Origin of the sequence: Bradyrhizobium vignae (assembly GCF_900324035.1) — a bacterium.
In the GTDB taxonomy this organism is placed as follows: Bacteria; Pseudomonadota; Alphaproteobacteria; order Rhizobiales; family Xanthobacteraceae; genus Bradyrhizobium; species Bradyrhizobium vignae.
Genome location: NZ_LS398110.1, coordinates 5104222 through 5127417, shown reverse-complemented (window position 1 = coordinate 5127417; position 23196 = coordinate 5104222). Strand labels below are relative to the sequence as shown.

The 23196-nt window shown below is 64.4% G+C and carries 25 protein-coding genes; 16 read left to right on the top strand and 9 right to left on the bottom strand.

Translation table 11 applies throughout. From position 1 onward, the window contains the following. Positions 1–135 precede the first annotated feature (135 nt). The 4 genes from BRAD3257_RS25025 (at position 136) to BRAD3257_RS25010 (ending at position 4032) form a co-directional block, all read left to right on the top strand. Positions 136–978, top strand: coding sequence for an IclR family transcriptional regulator (locus BRAD3257_RS25025; RefSeq protein WP_122404069.1), 843 nt, complete (start codon positions 136–138; stop codon positions 976–978). A gap of 104 nt (positions 979–1082) precedes the next feature. Next, complete coding sequence (locus tag BRAD3257_RS25020) at positions 1083–2051, top strand: Bug family tripartite tricarboxylate transporter substrate binding protein (protein WP_162500356.1); 969 nt, start codon at positions 1083–1085, stop codon at positions 2049–2051. Beyond that, positions 2048–2533 carry a tripartite tricarboxylate transporter TctB family protein gene (locus tag BRAD3257_RS25015; RefSeq protein ID WP_122404067.1) on the top strand — a complete coding sequence of 162 codons (486 nt, stop codon included), beginning with the start codon at positions 2048–2050 and terminating at the stop codon, positions 2531–2533. The genes BRAD3257_RS25020 and BRAD3257_RS25015 overlap by 4 nt, the downstream gene beginning before the upstream one ends. Then, a complete protein-coding gene (locus BRAD3257_RS25010) occupies positions 2533–4032 on the top strand; it encodes a tripartite tricarboxylate transporter permease (RefSeq protein WP_122404066.1) in 1500 nt (499 codons plus the stop codon). The genes BRAD3257_RS25015 and BRAD3257_RS25010 overlap by 1 nt, the downstream gene beginning before the upstream one ends. A gap of 19 nt (positions 4033–4051) precedes the next feature. On the opposite strand, the gene BRAD3257_RS25005 is transcribed toward BRAD3257_RS25010, so the two are convergent. Further along, entirely contained in the window at positions 4052–4792 is a 741-nt protein-coding gene (locus BRAD3257_RS25005) for a Crp/Fnr family transcriptional regulator (RefSeq protein ID WP_245162605.1), read from the bottom strand. Between the two features lie 108 nt (positions 4793–4900). Beyond that, on the bottom strand, positions 4901–5149 hold the full coding sequence (locus BRAD3257_RS39340; RefSeq protein ID WP_145987023.1) for a hypothetical protein: 249 nt from the start codon (positions 5147–5149) through the stop codon (positions 4901–4903). A gap of 81 nt (positions 5150–5230) precedes the next feature. Between BRAD3257_RS39340 and BRAD3257_RS25000 the strand changes: the two genes are divergently transcribed. The 6 genes from BRAD3257_RS25000 to BRAD3257_RS24970 all read left to right on the top strand — a co-directional run bounded on the left by BRAD3257_RS25000 (position 5231) and on the right by BRAD3257_RS24970 (position 11745). Next, a complete protein-coding gene (locus tag BRAD3257_RS25000; RefSeq protein ID WP_129143038.1) occupies positions 5231–5464 on the top strand; it encodes a hypothetical protein in 234 nt (77 codons plus the stop codon). 144 nt (positions 5465–5608) lie between these two features. After that, positions 5609–7411: an adenine deaminase C-terminal domain-containing protein gene (locus BRAD3257_RS24995; protein WP_122404063.1), complete on the top strand. Its 1803-nt coding sequence runs from the start codon at positions 5609–5611 to the stop codon at positions 7409–7411. Positions 7412–7564: 153 nt separating this feature from the next. Further along, positions 7565–9349, top strand: a complete 1785-nt coding sequence (gene gcl / locus BRAD3257_RS24990) for a glyoxylate carboligase (protein WP_122404062.1) — start codon at positions 7565–7567, stop codon at positions 9347–9349. An 11-nt stretch (positions 9350–9360) separates the two neighbouring features. After that, positions 9361–10146, top strand: a complete 786-nt coding sequence (hyi, locus tag BRAD3257_RS24985; protein ID WP_122404061.1) for a hydroxypyruvate isomerase — start codon at positions 9361–9363, stop codon at positions 10144–10146. Between the two features lie 211 nt (positions 10147–10357). After that, entirely contained in the window at positions 10358–11245 is an 888-nt protein-coding gene (locus BRAD3257_RS24975) for a 2-hydroxy-3-oxopropionate reductase (protein ID WP_122404059.1), read from the top strand. A gap of 116 nt (positions 11246–11361) precedes the next feature. After that, a complete protein-coding gene (locus tag BRAD3257_RS24970; RefSeq protein ID WP_162500355.1) occupies positions 11362–11745 on the top strand; it encodes a DUF1236 domain-containing protein in 384 nt (127 codons plus the stop codon). A 34-nt stretch (positions 11746–11779) separates the two neighbouring features. Here BRAD3257_RS24970 and BRAD3257_RS24965 read toward each other — a convergent pair whose 3' ends face one another. The 3 genes from BRAD3257_RS24965 to BRAD3257_RS24955 all read right to left on the bottom strand — a co-directional run bounded on the left by BRAD3257_RS24965 (position 11780) and on the right by BRAD3257_RS24955 (position 13390). Continuing rightward, complete coding sequence (locus BRAD3257_RS24965; RefSeq protein WP_122404057.1) at positions 11780–12157, bottom strand: VanZ family protein; 378 nt, start codon at positions 12155–12157, stop codon at positions 11780–11782. A gap of 76 nt (positions 12158–12233) precedes the next feature. Next, positions 12234–12830, bottom strand: coding sequence for a thiamine pyrophosphate-dependent enzyme (locus BRAD3257_RS24960; RefSeq protein WP_162500354.1), 597 nt, complete (start codon positions 12828–12830; stop codon positions 12234–12236). Between the two features lie 8 nt (positions 12831–12838). Further along, positions 12839–13390 (bottom strand): thiamine pyrophosphate-binding protein, encoded by a 552-nt coding sequence (locus BRAD3257_RS24955; RefSeq protein ID WP_162500353.1) that lies wholly within the window; start codon positions 13388–13390, stop codon positions 12839–12841. 256 nt (positions 13391–13646) lie between these two features. Between BRAD3257_RS24955 and BRAD3257_RS24950 the strand changes: the two genes are divergently transcribed. From BRAD3257_RS24950 to BRAD3257_RS24940, 3 genes are all read left to right on the top strand, one after another. Further along, positions 13647–14696, top strand: a complete 1050-nt coding sequence (locus BRAD3257_RS24950; protein WP_122404054.1) for a hydroxyacid dehydrogenase — start codon at positions 13647–13649, stop codon at positions 14694–14696. A gap of 181 nt (positions 14697–14877) precedes the next feature. Beyond that, positions 14878–15090: a hypothetical protein gene (locus BRAD3257_RS24945; protein WP_122404053.1), complete on the top strand. Its 213-nt coding sequence runs from the start codon at positions 14878–14880 to the stop codon at positions 15088–15090. A 210-nt stretch (positions 15091–15300) separates the two neighbouring features. Then, positions 15301–15744 carry a low affinity iron permease family protein gene (locus BRAD3257_RS24940; RefSeq protein WP_122406746.1) on the top strand — a complete coding sequence of 148 codons (444 nt, stop codon included), beginning with the start codon at positions 15301–15303 and terminating at the stop codon, positions 15742–15744. A 32-nt stretch (positions 15745–15776) separates the two neighbouring features. On the opposite strand, the gene BRAD3257_RS24935 is transcribed toward BRAD3257_RS24940, so the two are convergent. From BRAD3257_RS24935 to BRAD3257_RS24920, 4 genes are all read right to left on the bottom strand, one after another. Further along, entirely contained in the window at positions 15777–17966 is a 2190-nt protein-coding gene (locus BRAD3257_RS24935) for a xanthine dehydrogenase family protein molybdopterin-binding subunit (RefSeq protein WP_122404052.1), read from the bottom strand. 7 nt (positions 17967–17973) lie between these two features. Continuing rightward, a complete protein-coding gene (locus BRAD3257_RS24930; protein ID WP_122404051.1) occupies positions 17974–18990 on the bottom strand; it encodes an FAD binding domain-containing protein in 1017 nt (338 codons plus the stop codon). Beyond that, entirely contained in the window at positions 18987–19478 is a 492-nt protein-coding gene (locus BRAD3257_RS24925) for a (2Fe-2S)-binding protein (RefSeq protein WP_122404050.1), read from the bottom strand. Before BRAD3257_RS24925 ends, BRAD3257_RS24930 begins: the two co-directional genes overlap by 4 nt. A gap of 136 nt (positions 19479–19614) precedes the next feature. Continuing rightward, positions 19615–20091 (bottom strand): Lrp/AsnC family transcriptional regulator, encoded by a 477-nt coding sequence (locus BRAD3257_RS24920; protein WP_162500352.1) that lies wholly within the window; start codon positions 20089–20091, stop codon positions 19615–19617. A 143-nt stretch (positions 20092–20234) separates the two neighbouring features. Between BRAD3257_RS24920 and ald the strand changes: the two genes are divergently transcribed. The 3 genes from ald to BRAD3257_RS24905 all read left to right on the top strand — a co-directional run bounded on the left by ald (position 20235) and on the right by BRAD3257_RS24905 (position 23039). Further along, a complete protein-coding gene (gene ald / locus BRAD3257_RS24915) occupies positions 20235–21350 on the top strand; it encodes an alanine dehydrogenase (RefSeq protein WP_122406745.1) in 1116 nt (371 codons plus the stop codon). A gap of 281 nt (positions 21351–21631) precedes the next feature. Continuing rightward, positions 21632–21850 (top strand): hypothetical protein, encoded by a 219-nt coding sequence (locus tag BRAD3257_RS24910; protein ID WP_122404048.1) that lies wholly within the window; start codon positions 21632–21634, stop codon positions 21848–21850. 130 nt (positions 21851–21980) lie between these two features. Beyond that, positions 21981–23039, top strand: a complete 1059-nt coding sequence (locus BRAD3257_RS24905; RefSeq protein WP_122404047.1) for a YeiH family protein — start codon at positions 21981–21983, stop codon at positions 23037–23039. Positions 23040–23196: the final 157 nt, after the last annotated feature.

The following is a 23196-nucleotide window of genomic DNA, read 5'->3' as shown; positions in this document are numbered from 1 at the left end:
GTTGTCTCTCCCGTCGTCCCGGGGCGGCGCGAAGCGTCCAACTATGGTGCGCGCTTGCGCACCTGAGGATCTCGAGATTCCGGGTTCGCGCTCACGCGCGCCCCGGAATGATGCCAGCCAGAGCGGCAGGTCGCGATGAGCAAGAACGTGATCCGGCGCAAATCGCTCGAACCCAGATCGCCGGCGGAGGCTGATCAAGAGGGCCGCGACGGTGGCGTGCAGTCCGTTGATCGCGCGCTGTCGATCATCGAGACGCTGGCCGAGGACGACGAAGGTTATCGCCTCAGCGATCTTGCGATCCGTACCGGCCTGTCGGCTTCCACCGTGCACCGACTGCTCGCAACGCTCGAAAGCCGCCGTTTCGTGCAGTTCGACCGTGGCGAATCGAAATGGCATGTCGGCGTGCGCAGCTTCACAGTTGGCGCCAGCTTTGCGCGGAGGCGTAATTTTTCCGCGCAGGCGATTCCCTACTTGCGCAAGCTGCGCGATCTCACCCGCGAGACCGCCAATCTCGCCGTGGTCGACGATGAGTTCATCATCGTGCTGACCCGCATGGAAAGCCGCGAGATCATGCGCTCGCTGACCAAGGTCGGCGGCCGCGTTCCCATGGTGACCTCCGGCGTCGGCAAAGCGGTGCTCGCAACCTATTCAGACGAGGACGTCGGCGCCGTCATCCGCCATCACGGCATGCCCCGGCTGACCGAGAAGTCGATCGTGCGGCCGAGTGACCTGTTCAAGGAGCTTGAAAAAATCCGCAAGCAGGGCTTTGCCGTCGACGATGAGGAGGCACAGATCGGCCTGCGCTGCGTAGCCGCGGTGGTATACAATGCTTTGGCCGAACCGCTAGCCGCGATTTCCGTATCCGGCATGACCAGCCGCGTCACCGACGAGCGTTTGCCGGAGATTGGCCAGATCGTCCGGGATGTCGCTGCCGAATTGACGGCCGCGCTTGGCGGGGTGATCCCGGCATCCCGCTAGCCAAAACCCTGAGGGGATCTCACTGGACAGCATCGGCCGTTTTGGTTGATATGCGACCAAACGACATAATGCGGCGAAGTCCGCACGAGCCTGGAGATGCCTGCATGTTTCGATTTCCCGTGCGCCTTGTCGGCGCAGCCGTCGCGTTGACCCTGGCGGCAGCCAATCCGGCCTTTGCCCAGCAGCTCGAGCTCAAGCTGATGGCGCCGGCCGCCCCAGGCGGGGGATGGGACCAGACGGCGCGTTCGATGCAGCAGGCGCTGGTGGCCTCCGGCGTCGCCCGCAGCGTGCAGGTCACCAACGTTCCCGGTGCGGGCGGCAGCGTGGGCATCGCGCAGTTCGTCAATGGCGCCAAGGGCGATGGCAACCAGATGATGGTCAACGGCTTCGTCATGGTGGGCGCGCTCGCCATGAACAAGTCGCCGGTGACGCTCGAACAGGTGACGCCGATCGCGCGTCTCACCGAGGAAATCCAGGTGATCGTGGTGCCCGCGAACTCGCCGATCAAGACCGGGCAGGATCTGGCCGCCGCGGTGAAGGCGGATATCGCCAAGGTGACCTTCGCCGGCGGCTCGGCTGGCGGCGTCGACCATGTGATGGCTGCGCTGTTCGCCGGCGCCGTCGGCGCCGACGCGAAGAAGATCAACTACATCCCGTTCTCCGGCGGCGGCGAGTCGCTCGCTGCGATCCTTGGCGGCAAGGTCACCGCAGGCATCTCGGGGCTGAGCGAATATGAAGGGCAGATCAAGTCCGGCAAGCTGCGCGCGATCGGCGTGACATCGGAGAAGCGCATTGCCGGCAGCGACATCCCGACCTTCAAGGAACAGGGCATCGACCTCGTGATCGCCAACTGGCGCTCGGTGGTCGCACCTCCCGGCATCACGCCGGAGCAGCGCAAGACCTTGAGCGATGCGGTCGAGAAGATGGTGAAGTCGGACGCCTGGAAGGAGATCCTCAAGCAGAAGGGCTGGGAGGACGCCTATCTCGGCGGCGACGCCTTCGCCGACTTCCTGAAGAAGGAAACCGTGCGCGTCACCGACGTGCTGAAATCGGTCGGTCTCGTCAAGTCATGACATCAGGCGATTCTGCGCAGCCGCCGCGGCGTGTCGATCGCGCCGGCATCGTTATCGCTGCGTTGCTGGCGGCGCTCGCAGCGGTGCTGGTCTGGGACGCGCGCGGCCTGCAATCCGCCGCGATGTACGGCATGGGGCCGGAGGTGATGCCCGTCGTGGTCGCCAGCGGCCTTGCGCTGCTGGCGGTCGGCAATTTCATCGATGCGCTGCGCGGCAACTTGCCGCCGCGTGAGAGCACCGGTCCCGTGCCGGTCTTTCTGATCCTCGTCGGCCTCGCGCTGCTGATTGCGATCATCGGCTTTGGCGGCGGCTTCATCCTGGCGACCTCGGCGCTGTTCGTGACGACGTCCGCTGCCTTCGGTCGCCGCGCGGTCCTCGTCGACAGCGCCATCGCCCTCGTGATGTCGACCCTGATCTATCTCGCCTTTGACCGGCTATTGACGCTGAGCCTGCCTGCGGGCCCGCTGGAGCGATTGCTGTGATGGATACTTTTGCCGCGCTGGCGCATGGCATGGCGGTCGCCGTCCAGCCGATGAACCTGCTTTACGCGCTGATCGGCGTGTTCCTCGGCACGGCCGTGGGCGTGCTGCCCGGCATCGGCCCGGCCCTGACGGTCGCGCTGCTGCTGCCGGTGACCTACAAGCTCGATCCCGGCGGCTCGCTGATCATGTTCGCCGGCATCTACTATGGCGGCATGTATGGCGGCTCGACCACCGCGATCCTCATCAACACGCCCGGAGAAAGCGCATCGATGGCGACCGCGCTCGAAGGCAACAAGATGGCCAAGGCCGGCCGCGGCGGGCCGGCGCTCGCGACCTCTGCGATCGGCTCCTTCGTCGCCGGCACCATCGCCACCATCGGGCTCGCTTTCCTCGCGCCCTGGCTGGTCGACTTCGCGGTGCGCTTCGGCCCCGAGGATTATTTTGCGCTGATGTGCGTCGCCTTCGTCACGGTGTCGGCGACCTTCGGCGATTCCCCGGTCCGCGGCCTGACCAGCCTGTTCGTCGGCCTGACGCTCGGCCTCGTCGGCATCGACAAGCTGACCGGCCAGGCCCGGCTTGCGTTCGGCGTGCCTGAATTGCTCGACGGGGTCGAGGTGACGACGCTCGCGGTCGGCTTGTTCGCGGTGGGCGAGGCGCTCTACGTCGCATCGCGCCGCCACCACACCGAGGAGAAGCTGGAGCCGGTGCGCGGCTCGCTGTGGATGACCAGGGAAGACTGGAAGCGGTCGTGGAAGCCGTGGCTGCGCGGCACCATGTTCGGCTTCCCGATCGGCGCGCTGCCCGCCGGCGGCGCCGAGATCCCGACCTTCCTGTCTTATTCGACCGAGAAGCGTCTCACGAAATATCCGGAAGAGTTCGGCAAGGGCGCGATCGAAGGCGTCGCGGGACCTGAGGCCGCCAACAACGCCTCCGCCGCCGGCACGCTGGTGCCGCTGTTGACGCTGGGACTTCCGACCTCGGCAACCGCCGCGATGATGTTGGCGGGCTTCCAGCAATACGGCCTCAACCCGGGCCCGCTGCTGTTCGCCGAACGGCCTGACCTCGTCTGGGGCCTGATCGCGAGCCTGTTCATCGCCAACATGATGCTGCTGGTGCTCAACTTGCCCCTGGTCGGCCTGTGGGTACGGCTGCTCGCGATCCCGCAGCCTTGGCTCTATGCCGGCATCCTCGTGTTCGCAACCATGGGCACGATCGCGGCCAAGCCGTCGGTCGTCGAATTGTCGATGCTGGCCGGCTTCGGCGTGCTCGGCTTCCTGATGCGCCGGTTCGATTTTCCGATTGCTCCGGTCGTCGTCGGCCTGATCCTCGGCCCGATCGCCGAGAGCCAGCTCCGCCGCGCACTCGCGATCAGCCTCGGCGATCCCATGACGCTGCTGCAGAGCCCGATCTCGGCGACGCTGCTCGGTGTCGCGCTGATCGCGCTGCTGGCGCCGTTCGTGCTCAAGGGGCTGGGGCGGTTCAAGGCGAACGAGGACTAGCTAGGAGCATCGCCCGTTTCTACCGGATCGGCAGATCGAAAGCGCGAGATGGCGCTGTACTCATAGAGAAGATCTTCTCGAGTTCGAGCCGCATGGTGTCGCGGCATTCGCACGCCACCGCAGCGAGCCGCGATGAGTCGATCTCGATTTCGCCCCGCCGCTCAGATCTGATCGCTCCGGAAGCGCGCAGATTGCGCATCAGGAGCGTCACCGTCGTTCGTCGCACACCCAACATCTGCGAAAGCGCGTCCTGCGTGAGAGGCAGGACGTCTTGGTTGATGCGATCGTGAAGTTGAAGCAGCCAGCGTGCCATGCGGGCTTGGACCGGATGCAGTGCATTGCAAGCCCCGCCCAATTGAAACTGTATCAGCACCGCCTTGAAGTGAAGCTGGACTACGTGCCGGATCGCAGGACTCCGGCTGAAAGCAGCATGGAATCGCGCTGCGGGGATCCGCGAGGCCGTCCCCGCGGCACGAACGATGGTCGTAACGGCCGCAGGGGATGGTCCCAGCACGGACAGAGTGCCCACTGCCCCCTCGCGCCCTATTGCGGCGCTGGCGACCGTCTGCCCATTCGCCATATCGACCATCACCGAAACGGCGCCGCTGTGAGGGAAGAGGACGTGTTCGGTATGATCCCCCACTCGCGAGACGACCTCTTCCCGATCGAGAGTGACCGTCTGTAGATCGGGTGTCAAAAGATCGAGATCCGCGGTCGGCAGTGCTGACAGAAGCCGGTTACCAACTCCGCTTACAAGCATCACTGCAGCCCGATGCGGACAATCCGCCCCATCGCATTTCGAGCGGCAAACGGCGACAACCTCAAACTTTGTTTGAACTCACATATGCTTTTCGCCGCGAAATCCAATTCAGATGCGAAAGCTCTTAACCGCAAAAGTGAAACTCCAAGCACATGCGAAGGCGAATTCTGCTGTTTCAATTAGATCCGAGCGCCGCGCGCAGACAATTGCAAAATGGGTATGGGTAACATCATAAGGGTTCCAATTTCGGCGCGTGGCAAACGCCACAATGAGTGATGCGTAAATTGGTGCGATTGCGCCGCAAGCTGGTTCCCGATCTGAACGCGCTGTTTTTAATGGAACGACGATTTTCTGCATTGGTGTTCGCTCATCGTCACGAAACCAATCTCAAGCCCGATCGTTGGCCCAATGCTCCGTCACTTGCGAGAGGAGTGCCAAATGAAGCGAATGATCCTCGCGCTCGCCGCAGTGGCTGCTCTAGCTGCGGGAGCGGTAACAACAGCAAACGCTGTTGAGTTTGGCATCGGTTCCGGCGGCGTCTATGTTGGCCCGGACCGATACTACCGTGACTACGACGGTGACCAATACTACGGCGGTTGCCGCACCATCGTACAACACCGGGTCAACCGGTTCGGTGAGGATGTTGTGGTTCGCCGCCGCATCTGCGACTGACCGCAGTGGTAGGTTGGGCCCCGATGCCTCGATACGTCGGGGTCCTCTGCCCAATGCGTAAGCACGGGTGCTGTATTATTTGAGTTGCCCTCGCCGCCAACGGCGGCAACCATCGCGGGCTATCATTCCCACGCGAGAGCCCCGATGAACAAGCTCACCCGCTTCTCCGTCGCGCCGCTTCACAGCATGACGCGACGTCTCGCCGATGTCGCATCCGCACGCGCCGCGCCGGATCTCGTCGTCACCGGGGCGCGGGTGCTCTCGACCTATTCGGAGCGGATCCATCCGGCGCGGGAGGTCTGGATCACAGGCGGCCGTATCGCGGCCGTGAAGCCTTCCGGAACAGCACGGAAGGTATGGCGCGACGTCACGACCTACGACGCAGCTGGCGGCATCATCGCGCCGGGCCTGGTCGATCCGCACATCCACATCGAATCCTCGATGGTGACGGCCTGCGCGTATGCCGAGGCCGCGCTGCTCAACGGCACCACAACGATCTTCTGCGACAGCCACGAGATCGGCAATGTCATGGACGTTGCCGGCGTCGAGGCGATGCTGGAGGACGCGCGCGAGGCGCCGCTCTCGATCTTCCTGACGGTGCCGAGCACGGTGCCGGCGACATCGGCCGAGCTGGAGACTGCAGGCGGCGATCTGACGCCGGACAAGATCGCCGGCCTGTTCGACCGCTGGCCAGAAGCGGTCGCGCTCGGCGAGAAGATGGATTTCGTGCCGGTGACCATGGGCGACGATCGCAGTCATGCGATCCTCGCGGCTGCTTTGAAACGGGGACGTCCGGTATCCGGCCACGTCTATGGCCGCGAATTCGTCGCGGCCTATGCGGCATCCGGCATCACCGACACCCACGAGGCAATCGACCGCGACATCGCCGACGATCTGCTCGATGCCGGCGTCTGGGTGTTTTTGCGCGGCGGCCCGCCAACGACGCCCTGGCATTCGCTGCCGCAGGCGATCCGGACCATCACCGAGCTCGGGGCCTCGCACAAGCGCACCGCCGTGTGCACCGATGATCGCGACGCCGACGATCTGCTGCTGTTCGGTCTCGACTGGGTGGTCCGCGAAGCCGTGAAAGCAGGGATGTCGCCGGAGCAGGCCTGGTCGATGGGCTCGCTGCATGGCGCGACGCGCTTCAACATGGAGGGCGAAATCGGCGGCCTCGGCGGCGGCCGTCGCGCCGATCTCGTGCTGATGGACGACCAGCTCAAGCCGCAATGCACGTGGTATGGCGGCGAGCTCGTGGTCGAGCACGGCAAGATCACTGATAGCCTCGATCGGGTGTTGTCGCAGCGCTATCAATATCCGAAGGCGGCTTATGCCACCGTGAAGCTGCCGGAGAAGATGAAGTTGACGCCGGAACTGCCCGCGAAGGCCTGCACCATCAACGCCATCAAGACCGCATTGCCGGGCATCACCTTGATCCACGAGAAGGTGGCGATCGAGCCCGCAAAGGACTGGCCGTCGCTGTTCGCGCGCTACGGCCTCTGTTTCGTCACGGTGGTCGAGCGCCACGGCAAATCGGCCGGCAACGTCGCCTACGGCCTTTTGAAGGATTTCGGCCTGAAGCGCGGCGCGGTCGCCTCCAGTGTCGGGCACGACAGCCACAACATCATCGTCGCCGGCACCAACGAGGGCGATATGCAGGTCGCCATCGCCGCCATCAAGGACCGGCAGGGCGGCGTCTGCGTCGTGGCCGACGGCAGGGTGAGGGCGCTGGTCCCGCTGCCGATCGCAGGCCTGCTCTCGGACAAGCGCGTTACAGAAGTGGCCGAAGAGGTCAAGGCGCTGAAGAAAGAGTGGGCCGAGGCCGGCTGCACCATCCCCTACATGGGCTTCAATTTGATTCCCCTATCGGTCATTCCGGAAATTCGCATCACCGACAAGGGCCTCGTGCTGGTGCCGCAGATGGAACTGGCGCCGCTGTTCGAGTGAAGCGGCTTTCACACATATCTCGATCTAACTGATTGAGACCGCCACGATTTTTCCGTGGCTGCCGCATCGTGGAAAATAAAATCGATCTCGTTGAGATCGGCTTCCGCGCATCTGATGATCTCGCTCGCTGACTTAACCTGAGCGAGGTCCGATATGGCGAAGATGCGAGCTGTCGATGCGGCCGTGCGTATCCTGGAGAAGGAAGGCATCTCGACTGCCTTTGGTGTTCCCGGGGCTGCGATCAATCCGCTCTATTCGGCGCTGAAGAAGCGCGGCTCGATCCGCCACATCCTGGCGCGGCATGTCGAGGGCGCCTCGCACATGGCCGAGGGCTATACAAGGGCAAAGGCTGGCAATATCGGCGTCTGCATAGGAACGTCAGGGCCGGCCGGCACCGACATGATCACCGGGCTCTATTCGGCGATCGCCGATTCCATCCCGATCCTCTGCATCACCGGGCAGGCGCCGCGGGCGCGGCTTTATAAGGAAGACTTCCAGGCCGTCGACATCGAGTCGATCGCAAAACCCGTGACCAAATGGGCGGTGACGGTGCGCGAGCCGGCATTGGTGCCGCGCGTATTCAGCCAGGCGTTTCATGTGATGCGGTCGGGCCGGCCGGGACCGGTGCTGATCGACATGCCGCTCGACGTGCAACTTGCCGAGATCGAGTTCGACGACGAGACCTATGAGCCGCTGCCGGTCTACAAGCCGACCGCGACGCGCAAGCAGGTCGAGAAGGCGCTGGAGATGCTCAACGCCGCCGAGCGGCCGCTGATCGTCGCCGGCGGCGGCATCATCAATGCCAATGCCTCCGAGCTTCTGGTCGAATTCGCCGAGATCGCCAACGTGCCTGTTGTCCCGACGCTGATGGGTTGGGGCGCGATCCCCGACGACCACGTGCTGATGGCCGGCATGGTCGGCCTTCAGACCAGCCACCGCTACGGCAACGCCACGCTGCTGGAATCCGACTTCGTCCTCGGCATCGGCAACCGCTGGGCCAACCGCCACACCGGTTCGGTCGAGACCTACACCAAGGGCCGCAAATTCGTCCACGTGGACATCGAGCCGACCCAGATCGGGCGTGTGTTCAATCCCGATCTCGGCATCGTCTCGGACGCCAAGGCCGCGCTCGAGCTCTTCGTCACCGTCGCCAGGGAGTGGCGGCGGTCAGGCAGGCTCCGCGAGCGCCAGGCGTGGCCTGCGGCCTGCCGCGATCGCAAGAAGACGATGCTGCGCAAGAGCCATTTCGACAACGTCCCGATCAAGCCGCAGCGCGTCTATGAAGAGATGAACAAGGCGTTCGGTCGTGATACCACCTATGTCACCGTGATCGGCCTGTCGCAGATTGCCGGCGCGCAATTTTTGGGCGTCTACAAGCCGCGCAACTGGATCAACGCCGGGCAGGCGGGTCCGCTCGGTTGGACGCTGCCGGCCGCGCTCGGCGTGCGCGCGGCGTGCCCGGATCGCGACATCGTCGCGCTCTCCGGAGACTACGACTTCCAGTTCCTGATCGAGGAGCTCGCGGTCGGCGCGCAGTTCAATCTGCCCTACATCCACGTCGTCGTGAACAATTCCTATCTCGGCCTGATCCGCCAGGCCCAGCGCGGCTTCGATATGGACTACCACGTCCAGCTCTCCTTCGAGAACATCAACGCGCCCGAGATCGGCGTCTACGGCGTCGACCACGTTGCGGTCGCCGAAGGTCTCGGCTGCAAGGCGATCCGCGTGACTGATCCGAAGGACACGCAGGCGGCGTTCGCCACCGCACGTGAACTGATGGCGAAGCACCGTGTGCCCGTGGTGGTCGAGTTCATTCTCGAACGCGTCACCAACATCGCGATGGGCGCGGAGATCGACAACATCGTCGAGTTCGAGGAAGTGCTGGATCTTCCGCTCGACGAAGTCGGCGCCACCCGCGTGTTGCAGCCGGCGGAATAGGGAAGAGCATCATGCCGAAGTTTGCTGCCAACCTCACCATGCTCTTCAACGAGATGCCGTTCCTCGACCGCTTCGCCGCAGCGAAGGCGGCGGGCTTCTCCGGAGTCGAATATCTCTTCCCCTATGATTTCGACAAGGCGCAGCTGCGTGAGCAGCTCGAGGCCCATGGCCTCACGCAGGTGCTGCACAATCTCCCCGCAGGCAACTGGGCAGCGGGCGAACGCGGCATCGCGATCCTGCCCGACCGCAGCGCCGAGTTTCGCGACGGCGTGTTCCGCGCCATCGACTACGCCAAGGCGCTCGATTGCGACCAGCTCAACTGTCTCGTCGGTGTTGCGCCTGTCGACGCTGATCCCCGCGAACTTCAGGAAACGCTGATCGGAAACCTGCGCTTCGCGGCCTCGACGTTGGCGCGCGAGAACATCAAGCTGCTGGTCGAGCCGATCAACACGCTCGACATTCCCGGCTTCTATCTCAATGGCACCGAGCAGGCGGTGCAGCTGATCTCGGAAGTGCGCTCGAACAACCTCTTCATCCAGTACGACATCTACCACATGCAGATCATGGAGGGCGATCTCGCCCGCACCATGCAGGAATATCTGCCCCAGATCGCCCACATCCAGCTCGCCGACAATCCCGGCCGCCATGAGCCCGGCACCGGCGAGATCAACTATCCCTTCCTGTTCCGCCATCTCGACGCGATCGGTTATCGCGGCTGGATCGGCTGCGAATACAAGCCGCGCACAACGACGCTGGAAGGCCTTTCGTGGCACGCGGCGCAGACGTTTGAGACCTGAGGGCCAGATGCGGCCGCGATGACGGTGCGCTCCCTCTCCCGCGTGCGGCCGCGTGCGGGAAAGGGTGTCTCCGCGATGGGATCCTTGCGGAAGAAATCCCAACGTGGAGAGAAGCCTCACCCGGCGCTACGCGCCGACCTCTCCCGCAAGCGGGAGAGGTGCACCGAATGCGTCGATGAACTTTGCTACTCCAACTGTGAGAAATCAAACCATGACCAATATCGGCTTCATCGGACTTGGCACCATGGGACGGCCGATGGCCGGCCATCTTCTGGCTGCGGGCCATCGCGTTCTCCTGCATGATCTCGCGCCGATCGCGCCGGAGCTGATTTCCGCCGGCGGCATCGCCTGCAAATCGGCCAAGCAGGTCGCGGAGCGGGCGGATGCCGTCATCATCATGGTGCCGGATACGCCGCATGTCGAAGCAGTGCTGTTCGGCAAGGACGGCGTCGCAAGCGGCATCTCCAAGGGCAAGATCGTGGTCGACATGAGCTCGATCTCCCCGCTGGCGACGAAAGAGTTCGCCAAGAAGATCGAGGCGCTCGGTGCGGACTATCTCGACGCACCTGTCTCGGGCGGAGAGGTCGGGGCGAAAGCTGCGAGCCTCACCATCATGGTCGGTGGGCCGGAGCGGGCCTTTGGCACCATGAAGCCGATCTTCGACAAGATGGGCAAGAACGTCACGCATGTCGGTGCCATTGGCGACGGTCAGACGACGAAAGTCGCCAACCAGATCATCGTCGCGCTGACGATCGAGGCGGTGAGCGAAGCGCTTCTGTTCGCATCCAAGGCTGGTGCGAACCCCGCGCTGGTGCGCAAGGCGCTGATGGGCGGCTTCGCCTCGTCGCGGATTCTCGAAGTTCATGGCGAGCGCATGGTGAAGCGCAATTTCGATCCGGGATTTCGCATCGAGCTGCACCAGAAGGATCTCAACCTTGCGCTCGAAGGCGCGCGGACGCTCGGCCTCTCGCTGCCGAGCACCGCAGTGGCGCAGCAATTGTTCTCGTCCTGCACCGCCCATGGCGGCAAGGCCTGGGATCATTCGGCGATGGTGCGCGCGTTGGAACTGATGGCAGGGTACGAGATCGCTGCGGTCTGATCTGTTACCGGGTAACACTCTCCAGATGCGTGCTGCATCTTTGTCGCAGGGGAACCGGAACAATGCTCCGGCCCCGCGGGTTGAACATGCATAGCAATCACTGGAGGCGTAAGGACATGAAAACCCGTCTGGCGATTACGTTGGCTGCTGCGTCGCTGCTGGCGCCGAGCGCAGCCTTTGCTCAATCGACCACCGCCCAAGGCGCTGCAGAAGGCGCGCGTGCGGGCGGCGACATCGGCGGCCCGGTCGGCGCGATGGTCGGCGGCACCGTCGGCGCGGCCGTTGGCGCAGGTTTGGAAATTCCGAATGCAATTCTGGGCGGCATTCCGCGCGATGATTCCGTGGTGATCCGCGAGCGCGTCGTGGTCGGCGAGCCGTTGCCGCCCACCGTGGTGCTGCGCCCGGTGCCGAACTACACCCAGTATCGCTACGCGGTCGTGAACGACCGCCGCGTGATCGTCGAACCGCGCACGCGCCGCGTCGTCAGGATCATCGACTGATCTGCGACGCTGACAATATCGGCCCTGCGGAGTGTCACTCCGCGGGGCCTTCGCTCGTCAGGACCGAATCGGCCCGAAGCCGGGCGACGGCCCAATCTGCGGCGGCCGCGAGCACGAAGCCGAGGCAAGCGGTGAGCGCGTCGACCAGAAAATCCTCGAGCCGCGCGTGGCGGCCGGGTGCCCAAAGTTGCATCAGTTCGAGCACGCCGATCAGGACCACTGCAGCCGCTGCGGTCAGCAGGCGCCGCCGCCGGTAGGCAAGGCCGAAGGCCAGCCCCACCAGGATGAAGGCGAGCGCATGTTCGCCGTCCTGACCGAGGTCGGAATGGGGCCGCAGGCCCGGTGGACCAAGGGTTGCGAATGTGACGGCGGCCGCGAGCAGCCAGGCAAAGGAACGAACCAAAAGGGGCATCCGGCTCGCTTAGCACAGATTTGCAAGGCGCCGAATAGTCCCGCCATCAGATCGACATGTAGTTGATGACAAAATGTTAAAGTGGTTCGCGCACGCCGAGACCATGCATGAAGCGTTCCCGGATCTGCACGGGGTCGCGGCGGGTGGTACCCACGCCCGGCTTATCGTCGATTCTGACGGCGATCAGGTTGGGCTCGGAGGCAGCCATCGCATCGTCGACCAGCCGCTCGAAATCCTCCTCGTCTGCGGCCCAGGCGCTGTTGGTGAGACCGGAGCCAACGGCGATTGCGACGATGTCAGCGACATTCGCGGCGGGCGTCGGCTGCGCGCCGGTGATTTGGTAGATGCCGTTATCCATCACGATCATCGTGAGATTTTTCGGCTTCAGGGCTGCGATCGTCGACAGTGCACCGAGCTGCATCAGCAGTGAGCCGTCGCCTTCGAGCGCGAAGACGCGGCGGTCGGGTTGCGCCAGCGCCACGCCGAGCCCGATCGGGAAGGCGAGGCCCATGCTGCCAAGCATGTAGAAATTCTGTGGGCGGTGGCCGGCGGCCCAGAGATCGAAATTGGTGTTGCCGATGCCGCCGATCACGGCCTCTTCGTGCTGGAGCTTCGCGATCAGGCGCGAAGTCACATCGAAGCGGTTCATTATCTTGGTGTTGCGTGCGCTCATGGCCGGCCTCACTTGTCGAAGACCTTGCCGCCCGTGAGCAGCGGGTTGAGGATCAGCGCCACCGGCGCCTGCGTCGTGACGGCCTGCTTGATCGAGCGGTCGGCAATGAATTCGAGCTCGTCGAGCCGGGTGACGGTGTGGTGCTCCAGCGCCAGCGAGTCCAGCACCGGGCGCATGGTGCGGCAGACCAGCGACTGGCCGTAGTTGAACTCGCCGAGCGTCCCGCGCTCGGACACGAACATGATCAGCGGGATCTGGTAGGGCACTGCGAGGGAAGCGAGCACGTTGGCGAGCGTGGCGAAGCCGGAGGTCTGCATCAGCACCGCGCCGCGCCGTCCGCCCATCCACGCGCCTGAGACGATGCCGACCGCTTCCTCTTCGCGGGCGGTGGCAAAGGTGGTGAAGAAGGGATCGGCGTGCAGGTTCTTGATCAGCGGCGTCAGCACGCGGTCGGGCACGTAGGGGATGAGGCTGACCGCGTTCCGCTTCAGGGTTTGCAGGACGATGCCGTGCCAGCTTCTGTCGCTGGTCCCCTCCGTCTGTTGCTCCGCAATCGCCATTGCGTTCTCCCTAGGGCCGCGCATGCTTCTTGGTCGTGACCATTGTTCTGGTCGTCGCGGCGGTGAGCCGAACTTGACGCGGGCAGCGGGATTGTCAACATGTCCGAGCCAGCACCGTGATCTGCGCCAGAAGGCCTGCCGGGGAGGGCGCCGCCATGTCATAAGTGCGGCAACGAAGGAACGGGAGGAAGCACCGGACGGAGCGCGTCGCGCCGACCTGCCAAGCTCCCCCCGCGAGCGAGCCGGAAGGGGCCTGATGTCCGTCAACAACAAGCGCGTGTTCTACGTCAAATACCTGGCCAATCCGATCTATATCGACATCCTGAAGGCGCGGCCCGACGTCCGGCTCGATCGGATCGAGAACGAAAGCCCTGAAGATTTCTATGCGCCCATCCTGAGCGCGGCCCATGTCTATCAGATCGGCGCGGCGCGCGATGAGCTGGCGCCGCATTTCCACGTCGATGCCGCCTTCCTGAAGCGGACGCCGAATTTGCTGCTGGTCTCCAGCAATGGCGCGGGCTTCGACCCCGTCGACGTCGAGGCCTGCACGGAGGCGGGCGTCGTCGTCGTCAATCAGTCCGGCGGCAACGCCCATTCGGTCGCCGAGCATGCGCTGGCGATGATGCTGACGCTGTCCAAGCGCATCATCCAGTCGGATCGCCGTCTGCGCCGCGAACGCGACGTCAACCGCAACGAGCTCGTCGGCAACGAAGTCGAGGGCAAGACCGTCGGCATCATCGGCCTCGGTAATGTCGGCCGCCGCATCGCCGCGCTGTGCAAGGGCCTGCTCGGCATGAAGGTGCTGGCCTATGATCCATATTTGTCGGCCGAAGTGATGGCCGAGCGGGGCGGGGAGAAGGTCGAGCTCGACGAGCTGCTGCGCCGAGCCGATTTCGTCTCGATCTCCTGCCCGCTGAACAAGAGCAGCCGCAACATGATCAGCGTGCGCGAATTTGCGCTGATGCAGCCGCATGCCTATTTCATCACCACGGCACGTGGCTTCATCCACGACGAGGACGCTTTGCTGAAGGCGCTGCGCGACAAGCGCATCGCGGGAGCCGGCCTCGACGTCTGGTCCAAGGAGCCGCCGCCGCCGGAGCATCCGCTGCTCCAGTTCGATAACGTGCTGGCGAGCCCGCACACGGCCGGCGTCACCATCGAAGCGCGCCAGAACATGGGCCGCATCGCCGCCGAACAGGTGCTGGACGTGCTCGACGGCAAGCGCCCGCCGCGCATCATCAATCCCGAAGTCTGGCCGCGCTATGCGGAACGCTTCAAGCAGGCTTTTGGCGTGACGCCGGGATAGGGAAATGCGAGGAATCGAACCCGGGATCCCGAGATTCCGGGTTCGGCCCTGCGAGCCGCCCCGAAATGACGGCGCGAAGAAAACCGCATCCTGACCTTGATCCGCGTCAAAATCTCTTTCCCCAGACCAGCCTAAATGGGATTAGAGTGCCGCCGGGGCTGACGGGGGTGTAGGAGGTCCCATGTCAACTTATGTCGTCAGGTTCATGAAGGACGTGCTCGGCGACTATGGCCGACAGATCGAGGTGTGTCAGGGCACGCTCGAGATCGACGCCTCCGATGAGGACGAAGCCAGAGAGCGGGCCAAGGCGAAATTTTGCAAGGACCAGGCCTTGCATCACTGGTCCCTGCATGCCGACCGCATCCAGGTGAGACCGGCCGATTTCCCGTCGTGAAGGCCCAGCGGACGGGCACCCAGCGACCGCTGTGCCTTGACGTGTCGAACCAGCAGCCGTGGCGCTGGCGACACCGCATGATAGGCCGGCCAGGCCCGCAGTTCGCCACGCCAAGCATACCCACCCCGATTGCTTCAGCCGCGGAGGCGTTTGAAACCTCTGCCGGGGGGACGTGTTCTACTCTCGATGGCGTCCGACACGATGGAGCCGATGGCCTCGCGGCAATTCACCGCCTCCATCACCAGGATCGTCGGCGCATCGGGCGACGGTGCGAATTTGGTTCAGCGACGAAAAGAGCACTGGTTTTCCAGGTTTGCGTCCGAAATTGCAACGCGGAGCGGCCGCCCCTGGCCGTTTGCATTGGCGGTCTGCACCGTGGCAGCGTGGCTCGTTAGCGGACCAATCTTCGGCTTCTCCGACACATGGCAGCTGATCATGAATACGGTCAGCAGCATCGTCACATTCCTGATGGTGTTCCTGATACAGAACACGCAGAACAGGGACAGTGCTGCACTCCAGTTGAAACTCGATGAGCTCATTCGGGCCACCGCGCCGCGGAAAGATCTCGTCGGGATCGAGGAGATGCCGCAGTCGGAACTCGAATCCAAGCGACGCGAGTTGGAGAGCGGGACGGACACATCGTCAGATGCGTAGAGCGCCGGCCTGTTGTTTCGTTTAGCCCTGATTCAGTCAATCAGCTTGTCCAGCGTGATCGGGAAGCGCCGGATGCGCTTGCCGGTGGCGTGATAGACGGCGTTCGCAATCGCCGCAGGCACGCCGACGATACCGATCTCACCGAGACCCTTGACGCCCAGCCTGTTGATCCGTTCGTCGGGCTCATCGACGAAGATGACGTCTATGTCGTGAACGTCGGCATTCACGGGAATGTGGTACTCGGCAATGTTCGCGTTCATGATGCGGCCGAAGCGGTGATCCATCACCGTCTCCTCGTGCAGCGCCATTCCGATGCCCCAGACAACGCCGCCCATGATCTGGCTGCGGCCGGTCTTGGTGTTCAGGATGCGTCCGGCCGCGACCGCGCTCACGACCCGCGTGACGCGGATCACGCCGAGCTCCTCGTCGACCTTCACCTCGGCGAAGACGGCCGAATGCGTGTTGCGGGCGTACGATTTGTCTTCTACGAACTGGTTGAGCTTCTGTTTTTCGATCCGCTCGACCTTGCTGTGGCGCATGACATCCGCAATCGAGACGGCGGCTCCGTTGCTGGCGATCATGCCGTCGACCAACGTGACATTGACGGGGTCAGCGAGCGGCGAGCCCGGCATCGCCTTGGCGAGCCGTGCCAGCTCCTGGCGAATGTCTTCGGCCGCTCCCAGCACCGCGTGCGCGCTGGACGCCGCCATCCAGGAGCCGCCCTCGACAGGGGCTTGCGGCAAGGTCGAATCGGCGAGCCGGACGCTGATGTTGTCGATCGGCAGCCCGAGGGCATCGGCCGCTACCTGTGCCACGATGGTGTACGTACCGGTGCCAATGTCGGATGCGGCGCAGGAGACCTCGGCATGGCCGTTGGCCGTCAGCACGATGCGGGCGGCGACGGGCATCTGCAGCGCCTCCCACACCCCTGTCGCCATGCCCCAGCCGACCAGCTCCTTGCCGTCGCGCATGGAGCGCGGCGCGGGGTTCCGCCGCCCCCAGCCGAAGGCTTCGGCGCCGCGGGCGTAGCATTCGCGCAACCGCTTGCTAGTGTAGGGCAGGTCTTCGCTTTGGTCGCGATCCGAGTAGCACTTCAGCCGCAGCTCGATCGGGTCGAGCTTGAGCGCGACGGCCAATTCGTCCATGGCGCATTCGAGCGCGCAGACGCCCGATGCCGCGCCCGGCGCGCGCATGTCACAGGGGGTGGCGACGTCGAGGTGGACGAGCTTGTGGGAGAGACGGCTGTTGGGGCTCTTGTAGAGCTGCTCCGCCCAGCCGGTATCGTTGCGCGAGAAATCCTCAAAGCGCGAGGTGACCGCAATGGCCTCGTGGCTGACGGCATCGAGCGTGCCATCGGGCTTTGCGCCGAGCGCAACGTGCTCGATGGTCATCGGACGGTAGCCCAAGCTGTACATCTGCTGCCGTGTCAGGACGACGCGGACAGACCGCTTCAGCGCGAGCGCGCCAAGCGTTGCCAAGACCACCTGGTGCTGCGGCCGCAGGCCTGAGCCGAAGGCGCCTCCGACATAGGGCGAGAGCACGCGGATGTCGTCCGGCTTCTTGCCGAAAACGCTGCAGAGAAACTTCTGGACGTTCTGGACACCCTGCGTCTTGTCATAGACGGTAATGCCGCCGTTGCCGTCCCAGACGGCCGTCGTCGCATACAGCTCCATCGGGTTGTGATGCTCGCTCGGAATGACATAGTCCGCCTCGAGACGGACGGCCGCCCGCGTCAGCGCTGCTGGCGCGTCACCGCGCGGCTTGTGCGGCTGATCCACTTTGGCAGCCTTGCCGCGCTCGGATTCGAGATCGGTCGCAAACGCCTCCTGCTCGTATTCAACGCGGACGAGGGTTGCGGCGAACTTGGCGGTTTCCCAGTCCTCGGCCACGACCAGCGCGATCGGCTGGCCGTTGAACTTGATCCTGTCATCATAGAGCGGCCGGAACGGCGAGCCCTTCTCCGGCGCCACCTCGTCCTTCCAGGCGTCGTCCTTGTCGGCGAGGGGCGGACGATGCGCGTGGGTGAGCACGTCGACCACGCCCTTCACCTTCAGCGCCTCGCTGGTGTCGAGGCGGGCGATGCGCCCGCGCGGAATGGTGGCCGCGACGACGAAACCATGGAGGAGGTGGTCTGCCGCGAATTCGCCGGCATATTTGGCTGCCCCCGTGACTTTGGCCCGGCCGTCGACGCGTGACGTTGGTGTTCCGACATAGGCGTTCATCGAGCCCTCATGCGATCTTCTTGTGAGCTTGCGATTGCGGCGTGGCGCTTGCGGCCTGCATCAGCGTACGCACAACGGCGCGGCGCGCGAGCTCGATCTTGAAGCCGTTCTGCGAACGAGCGGTTGCCCCCTGCAGCAGCAGGTCGGCGGCGCGCCCAAAATGATCCGGCGTTGCCGCCTGGCCGTGCAAAGCCGCTTCGGCCTCGAGGCTTCGCCAGGGCTTGTGGGCCACGCCGCCAAGCGCCAGGCGGGCTTCGCTGATTGCGTTGCCCTCCAGTTCGAGCGCGGCCGCGACCGAGACCAAGGCAAAGGCGTAGGACAGTCGGTCGCGGATCTTCAGATAGCTGTAGTTCCGGGCGAAGCCGCGTGGCGGCAGCTCGATTGCGGTGATGATCTCGCCGCTACCGAGATTTGTATCGAGATGGGGCTTGTCGTCCGGCAGCCGATGGAAATCGGTCAGCGCGATGGTGCGCTGACCGGTGGCGCCTGCGATGTGCACGAGCGCGCCGAGCGCGGCCAGCGCCACGCTCATGTCGGACGGGTTGGTCGCGATGCAGGACTTGCTGGTGCCGAGGATTGCGTGGTTGCGGTTGAGGCCATCGAGAGCCGAGCAGCCGGTCCCTGGGCTTCGTTTGTTGCAAGGCGTCGCCGTGTCATAGAAGTAGGCGCAGCGCGTGCGCTGCATCAGATTGCCGCCGACTGAGGCCATGTTGCGCAGTTGCGCGGAGGCGCCGGCCAGGATGGCGCTGGCGAGCAGGGGATAGCGCTTTTCGATCAGCGGGTGGTAGGCGAGATCCGAATTCGGCACCAAGGCGCCGATGCGCAGGCCGCCGTCCGCGGTGTCCTCGACGTCGCGGAGCGGCAGGCGGGAGATGTCGATCAGCCGGGAGGGTCGTTCGACATTCTCCTTCATCAGGTCGATCAGGTTGGTGCCGCCGGCAATCAGCTTTGCGCCTGGATCGGCGGCGAGCAGGCGGATGGCGTCGGGCACGTCGCTTGCGCGGGAATATTGGACGTTGTTCATGACCGGCCCATTGCCTGCTCGATCGCAGCCACGATGTTGGGGTAGGCGCCGCAGCGGCAGAGATTTCCGCTCATCAGCTCCCGGATCTCGTCGGCATCCCGCGCACGACCTTCGGCCAACAGGCCCGCGGCAGAGCAAATCTGTCCGGGCGTGCAATAGCCGCATTGAAAGGCATCATGCTCGATAAAGGCCTGTTGCAGGGGATGCAGTGTGCCGTCACTGGCCAAGCCTTCGATCGTCGTGATCGCAGCGCCATTCTTCATCACGGCGAGCGTCAGGCAGGAATTGACGCGTCTTCCGTCGACCAGGACGGTGCAGGCGCCGCATTGGCCGTGATCGCAGCCCTTCTTGGTGCCGGTCAACTCCAGACGGTCACGCAGGGCATCCAGCAGCGTGGTCCACGGCGCGACCTCGAGTGTGCGCCTTGCGCCATTGACGACAAGGTTGATCGGAATGCGTTCGGGGATCTGATCCGTGATATCGGCCATGTCCTGTTTCCCTGTGGAGAGGCCGAACTGGGCAAGGATGCTGACGCGAGGATGCGTTGCCGCCGCTGGCCAATAGCGCCCAACGGATGACAGGATGCTTAGTTCCCGGCCGGTTCTCGCGATGGTTGGGATGAGATCAGCGCTTTTCGCCGAACACCACGGTCGGCACCGCGCGGTTGACGATCTCGCGCAGCGCGAAGCTCGATTGCACCCGCGCGACGCGGGGCAGGCGGGACAGCTCGGTGCGGTGGATGCGCTCGAAATCCTGGATGTCGCGGGCGAGCACGATCAAGATGTAGTCGTCGGTCCCCGACATCAGGAAGCAGCGCACGACGGACGGACACTTCACCACCTCCGCCTCGAACGCCTTCAGTGCCTCGTCGCTCTGGCTCTCCAGCGCAATGCGAACCAGCACGGTGGTGGTGAGACCAAACTGGGCGAGGTCGAGCGCTGCCTGATAGGCCTGGATGTAGCCTTCGTCCTCCAGCGCCTTCTGCCGCCGCGCTAGCGCCGTGCTCGACAGGCCGACCTTGTTGGCAAGCTCGGTGTGGCTGGCTCGCGCATTGGTCGTGAGCTCCGCGAGGATGGCAAGGTCTTTCCGGTCGAGGGCCAAAGTTTCGTTTCCAGCGTCAAAAGACGTTTCCGCGCCGGAAACCGGCACGGGCGCCGCCAAGGTAGCGGATATTTGCACGGAACCAAACCGGCCCTCTCGCTACGATCAACAATAGAATCAAAGGATTGGCGAGGGAGATCAAGATGCGCGTTGGAGTCCCGAAGGAGATCAAGGTGCAGGAATATCGCGTCGGGCTCACCCCAGGCGCGGTCCGTGAATATGTCGCCGCCGGACACCAGGTGACGGTCGAGAGCGGCGCCGGCAGCGGCATCGGCGCGTCCGACAAGGTCTACCGGCGGGCAGGGGCCTCCATTGCCGAGACCGCCCGCGAGATCTTTGCCAAATCCGACATGATCGTGAAGGTGAAAGAACCGCAGAAGAGCGAATGGGCTCAGCTCCGCGAAAACCAGATCCTGTTCACCTATCTTCATCTTGCGCCGGATCCGGATCAAGCTAAGGGCCTGCTCGCTTCCGGTTGTACCGCGATTGCATATGAAACCGTCACCGACGCGGCCGGCCACCTCCCGCTGCTCGCGCCGATGAGCGAAGTCGCCGGCCGCCTCGCCATCGAGGCCGCCGGCGCCGCGCTCAGGCGTTCGGCCGGAGGCCGCGGTGTGCTGCTTGGAGGCGTGCCCGGCGTGCAGCCGGCACGCGTCGTCGTGCTCGGCGGGGGCGTGGTCGGTAAGCAGGCTGCGCGCATGGCCGCGGGCCTCGGTGCCGAAGTCACCGTGATCGACCGCTCGATTCCGCGCCTGCGCGAACTGGACGATCTCTTTGCCGGACGCATGCGCACCCGTTTCTCAACCATCGAGTCGGTCGAGGAAGAGGTGTTCGCCGCCGACGTGGTGATCGGTGCCGTGCTGGTGCCCGGCGCCAGTGCGCCGAAGCTCGTCACGCGCGCCATGCTGAAATCGATGCGGCCGGGGGCCGTTCTGGTCGACGTCGCGATCGACCAAGGCGGCTGCTTCGAGACCTCGCATCCGACCACGCATACCGATCCGACCTACGAGGTCGATTGTGTCGTGCACTATTGCGTCGCCAACATGCCCGGCGCCGTGCCGGTGACCTCGAGCCAGGCCCTGAACAACGCGACGCTGCCGTTCGGCCTGATGCTCGCAAACAAGGGATTTGCCGCAGTGTTGGAGAACCCGCATTTGCGAAACGGCCTCAACGTGCACCGCGGGCGGATCACCAACAAGGCGGTGGCGGAGAGTCTGGGACTGAACTTTGCGCCGGTGGGGAGTGGGTTGGCGGCGTAAGGACACGGCCTGCGCTCGCTTGCGAAGCGGTGCTGGCGTTGCCGCTCCAGTTCAATCCGCCTTCGTCGACGAGAAGGCGAACGAAGCGATCCGGCCGCGTTATCTGGCCCTATAGCTCCGGCCGCCGGTGTCTTGGTAAGCCAAAAGAAGAAAACTATTGTTCCGAGGTCATCCGGCGGAAGGAGATTTCCTCCTCGAGGGCAAAAACGCCAATCGCTTCCATTGCTGTTTGGGCCCGAAACGACGACATTCCCGTCAGATTTGACGGATTGGCTACGGTCATGGAACGCACTGGATTTGAGCCCTTCGGCGAGCAGCTGGTGTCCGCAACGGACGCCCAGCCGAAGTCGCGCGCCTCAAAGCTTCTGCTGCGAGCCGGCACCGCGCTGTTCTGGTCGCTGGTCGCGGGCATCGTGCTGGCGCGTGCGGCCTTCTTCGAGCCGGGCATCTATGACGGCTTCAGCCGGGTCGCCTCGCTCGCCAAGAACCTGATCTTCTAAGGCTCGCCTGATCTTCCGAGCCCGATTATTCCAGGCCGAGGACAGAACTTCCCTCGGCCCTGATATGTCGAAAACTTATTTCCCAATCGGGTGGCGCTGCGTATAAATCCTTCTCCTCCGGGAGAGATTTGTGTCGCAGAATCAAGCATCCAGCCCGGCCGATACCAAGCCGGCCACCGCCGTCAGCCGCATTGCGGCGCTGATTCCGGGCATCCTCCTCTGCATTCTCGTCGCCGGCGTCTCGGCCCTGCTGGAGCAGGCGGAACTGGGTGTGTTCGAGCATCCCTATGTCGAGGCGCTCGTGATGGCGATCCTGCTCGGCATGGCGCTGCGCAGCTTCTGGAAGCCTGGCCCACGCTGGCAGGCTGGCATCGCCTTCAGCGCCAAGCAGCTCCTTGAAGTCGCGGTCATGCTGCTTGGCGCCTCCATCAGCTTTGCCGCCATCGCTGCGTCGGGCATCGCCCTGCTGGCTTCGATCGCGGCCGTCGTCGTGGTCGCGCTCTGTGTCTCCTTCGGCCTCAGCCGGCTGCTCGGCCTCTCGACGCGTCTCTCGATCCTGATCGCTTGTGGCAACTCGATCTGCGGCAATTCCGCGATTGCGGCCGTGGCGCCGATCATCGGCGCCAACAGTGACGAGATCGCGTCCTCGATCTCCTTCACCGCGATCCTCGGTGTGATGATGGTGCTGGGCCTGCCGCTGCTGATCCCGCTGCTGCAGCTGTCCGCCACGCAATACGGGATCCTTGCGGGTCTCACCGTCTACGCCGTGCCACAGGTGCTTGCAGCGACGGTGCCGGCCGGCCTCGTCTCGACCCAGATCGGCACGCTGGTCAAGCTGATGCGCGTCCTGATGCTCGGCCCGGTCGTCGTCGGCCTCTCGCTGGTCGCCTCGCGCTGGCAGGCCGATGCCAAGAAGACCAATCTCGGCTTCTTTCGCCTAGTGCCGTGGTTCATCCTCGGCTTCCTCGCGCTCGCGACCCTGCGCTCGCTCGAGATCGTGCCGGCCGCTGTGGTCGGACCGGTGACGAAGATCACGGGCTTTCTCACGGTGGTGTCGATGGCAGCGCTCGGACTCGGCGTCGACGTGCGCGTGCTCGCCAATGTCGGCGGCCGAGTGACGGCAGCCGTGACGCTCTCGCTGCTGCTGCTGCTCGGGATCAGCATCGCATTGGTGCACTGGTTCAAGTGAGACGATCCGGCCGCAAGCGCGCTGCACCCTCTCCCTTTGCGGGTCGTTGCGGGAGAGGATGGCTCGCCGCGTTAGCGGCGAGAGGGTGAGGGGTTCACTCCGCGAGCGCTTCTTTCACCGTGTCATTCGCGGATAGCACCCCATCCGGCGCTTTGCG

What these genes read in the sequence shown, in the direction of transcription:
- BRAD3257_RS25010 (WP_122404066.1), top strand. Translation starts at nt 2,533, where the DNA reads ATGGATACTTTTGCCGCGCTGGCGCATGGCATGGCGGTCGCCGTCCAG.
- BRAD3257_RS24965 (WP_122404057.1), bottom strand. Translation starts at nt 12,157, where the DNA reads ATGCCCCTTTTGGTTCGTTCCTTTGCCTGGCTGCTCGCGGCCGCCGTC.
- BRAD3257_RS24950 (WP_122404054.1), top strand. Translation starts at nt 13,647, where the DNA reads ATGTCCGTCAACAACAAGCGCGTGTTCTACGTCAAATACCTGGCCAAT.
- BRAD3257_RS25015 (WP_122404067.1), top strand. Translation starts at nt 2,048, where the DNA reads ATGACATCAGGCGATTCTGCGCAGCCGCCGCGGCGTGTCGATCGCGCC.
- BRAD3257_RS25005 (WP_245162605.1), bottom strand. Translation starts at nt 4,792, where the DNA reads ATGCTTGTAAGCGGAGTTGGTAACCGGCTTCTGTCAGCACTGCCGACC.
- BRAD3257_RS25000 (WP_129143038.1), top strand. Translation starts at nt 5,231, where the DNA reads ATGAAGCGAATGATCCTCGCGCTCGCCGCAGTGGCTGCTCTAGCTGCG.
- BRAD3257_RS25025 (WP_122404069.1), top strand. Translation starts at nt 136, where the DNA reads ATGAGCAAGAACGTGATCCGGCGCAAATCGCTCGAACCCAGATCGCCG.
- ald (WP_122406745.1), top strand. Translation starts at nt 20,235, where the DNA reads ATGCGCGTTGGAGTCCCGAAGGAGATCAAGGTGCAGGAATATCGCGTC.
- BRAD3257_RS24935 (WP_122404052.1), bottom strand. Translation starts at nt 17,966, where the DNA reads ATGAACGCCTATGTCGGAACACCAACGTCACGCGTCGACGGCCGGGCC.
- BRAD3257_RS24945 (WP_122404053.1), top strand. Translation starts at nt 14,878, where the DNA reads ATGTCAACTTATGTCGTCAGGTTCATGAAGGACGTGCTCGGCGACTAT.
- BRAD3257_RS24970 (WP_162500355.1), top strand. Translation starts at nt 11,362, where the DNA reads ATGAAAACCCGTCTGGCGATTACGTTGGCTGCTGCGTCGCTGCTGGCG.
- BRAD3257_RS24995 (WP_122404063.1), top strand. Translation starts at nt 5,609, where the DNA reads ATGAACAAGCTCACCCGCTTCTCCGTCGCGCCGCTTCACAGCATGACG.
- hyi (WP_122404061.1), top strand. Translation starts at nt 9,361, where the DNA reads ATGCCGAAGTTTGCTGCCAACCTCACCATGCTCTTCAACGAGATGCCG.
- BRAD3257_RS25020 (WP_162500356.1), top strand. Translation starts at nt 1,083, where the DNA reads ATGTTTCGATTTCCCGTGCGCCTTGTCGGCGCAGCCGTCGCGTTGACC.
- BRAD3257_RS24955 (WP_162500353.1), bottom strand. Translation starts at nt 13,390, where the DNA reads ATGGCGATTGCGGAGCAACAGACGGAGGGGACCAGCGACAGAAGCTGG.
- BRAD3257_RS24940 (WP_122406746.1), top strand. Translation starts at nt 15,301, where the DNA reads ATGGCCTCGCGGCAATTCACCGCCTCCATCACCAGGATCGTCGGCGCA.
- BRAD3257_RS24930 (WP_122404051.1), bottom strand. Translation starts at nt 18,990, where the DNA reads ATGAACAACGTCCAATATTCCCGCGCAAGCGACGTGCCCGACGCCATC.
- BRAD3257_RS24960 (WP_162500354.1), bottom strand. Translation starts at nt 12,830, where the DNA reads ATGAGCGCACGCAACACCAAGATAATGAACCGCTTCGATGTGACTTCG.
- gcl (WP_122404062.1), top strand. Translation starts at nt 7,565, where the DNA reads ATGGCGAAGATGCGAGCTGTCGATGCGGCCGTGCGTATCCTGGAGAAG.
- BRAD3257_RS39340 (WP_145987023.1), bottom strand. Translation starts at nt 5,149, where the DNA reads ATGCAGAAAATCGTCGTTCCATTAAAAACAGCGCGTTCAGATCGGGAA.
- BRAD3257_RS24975 (WP_122404059.1), top strand. Translation starts at nt 10,358, where the DNA reads ATGACCAATATCGGCTTCATCGGACTTGGCACCATGGGACGGCCGATG.
- BRAD3257_RS24910 (WP_122404048.1), top strand. Translation starts at nt 21,632, where the DNA reads ATGGAACGCACTGGATTTGAGCCCTTCGGCGAGCAGCTGGTGTCCGCA.
- BRAD3257_RS24925 (WP_122404050.1), bottom strand. Translation starts at nt 19,478, where the DNA reads ATGGCCGATATCACGGATCAGATCCCCGAACGCATTCCGATCAACCTT.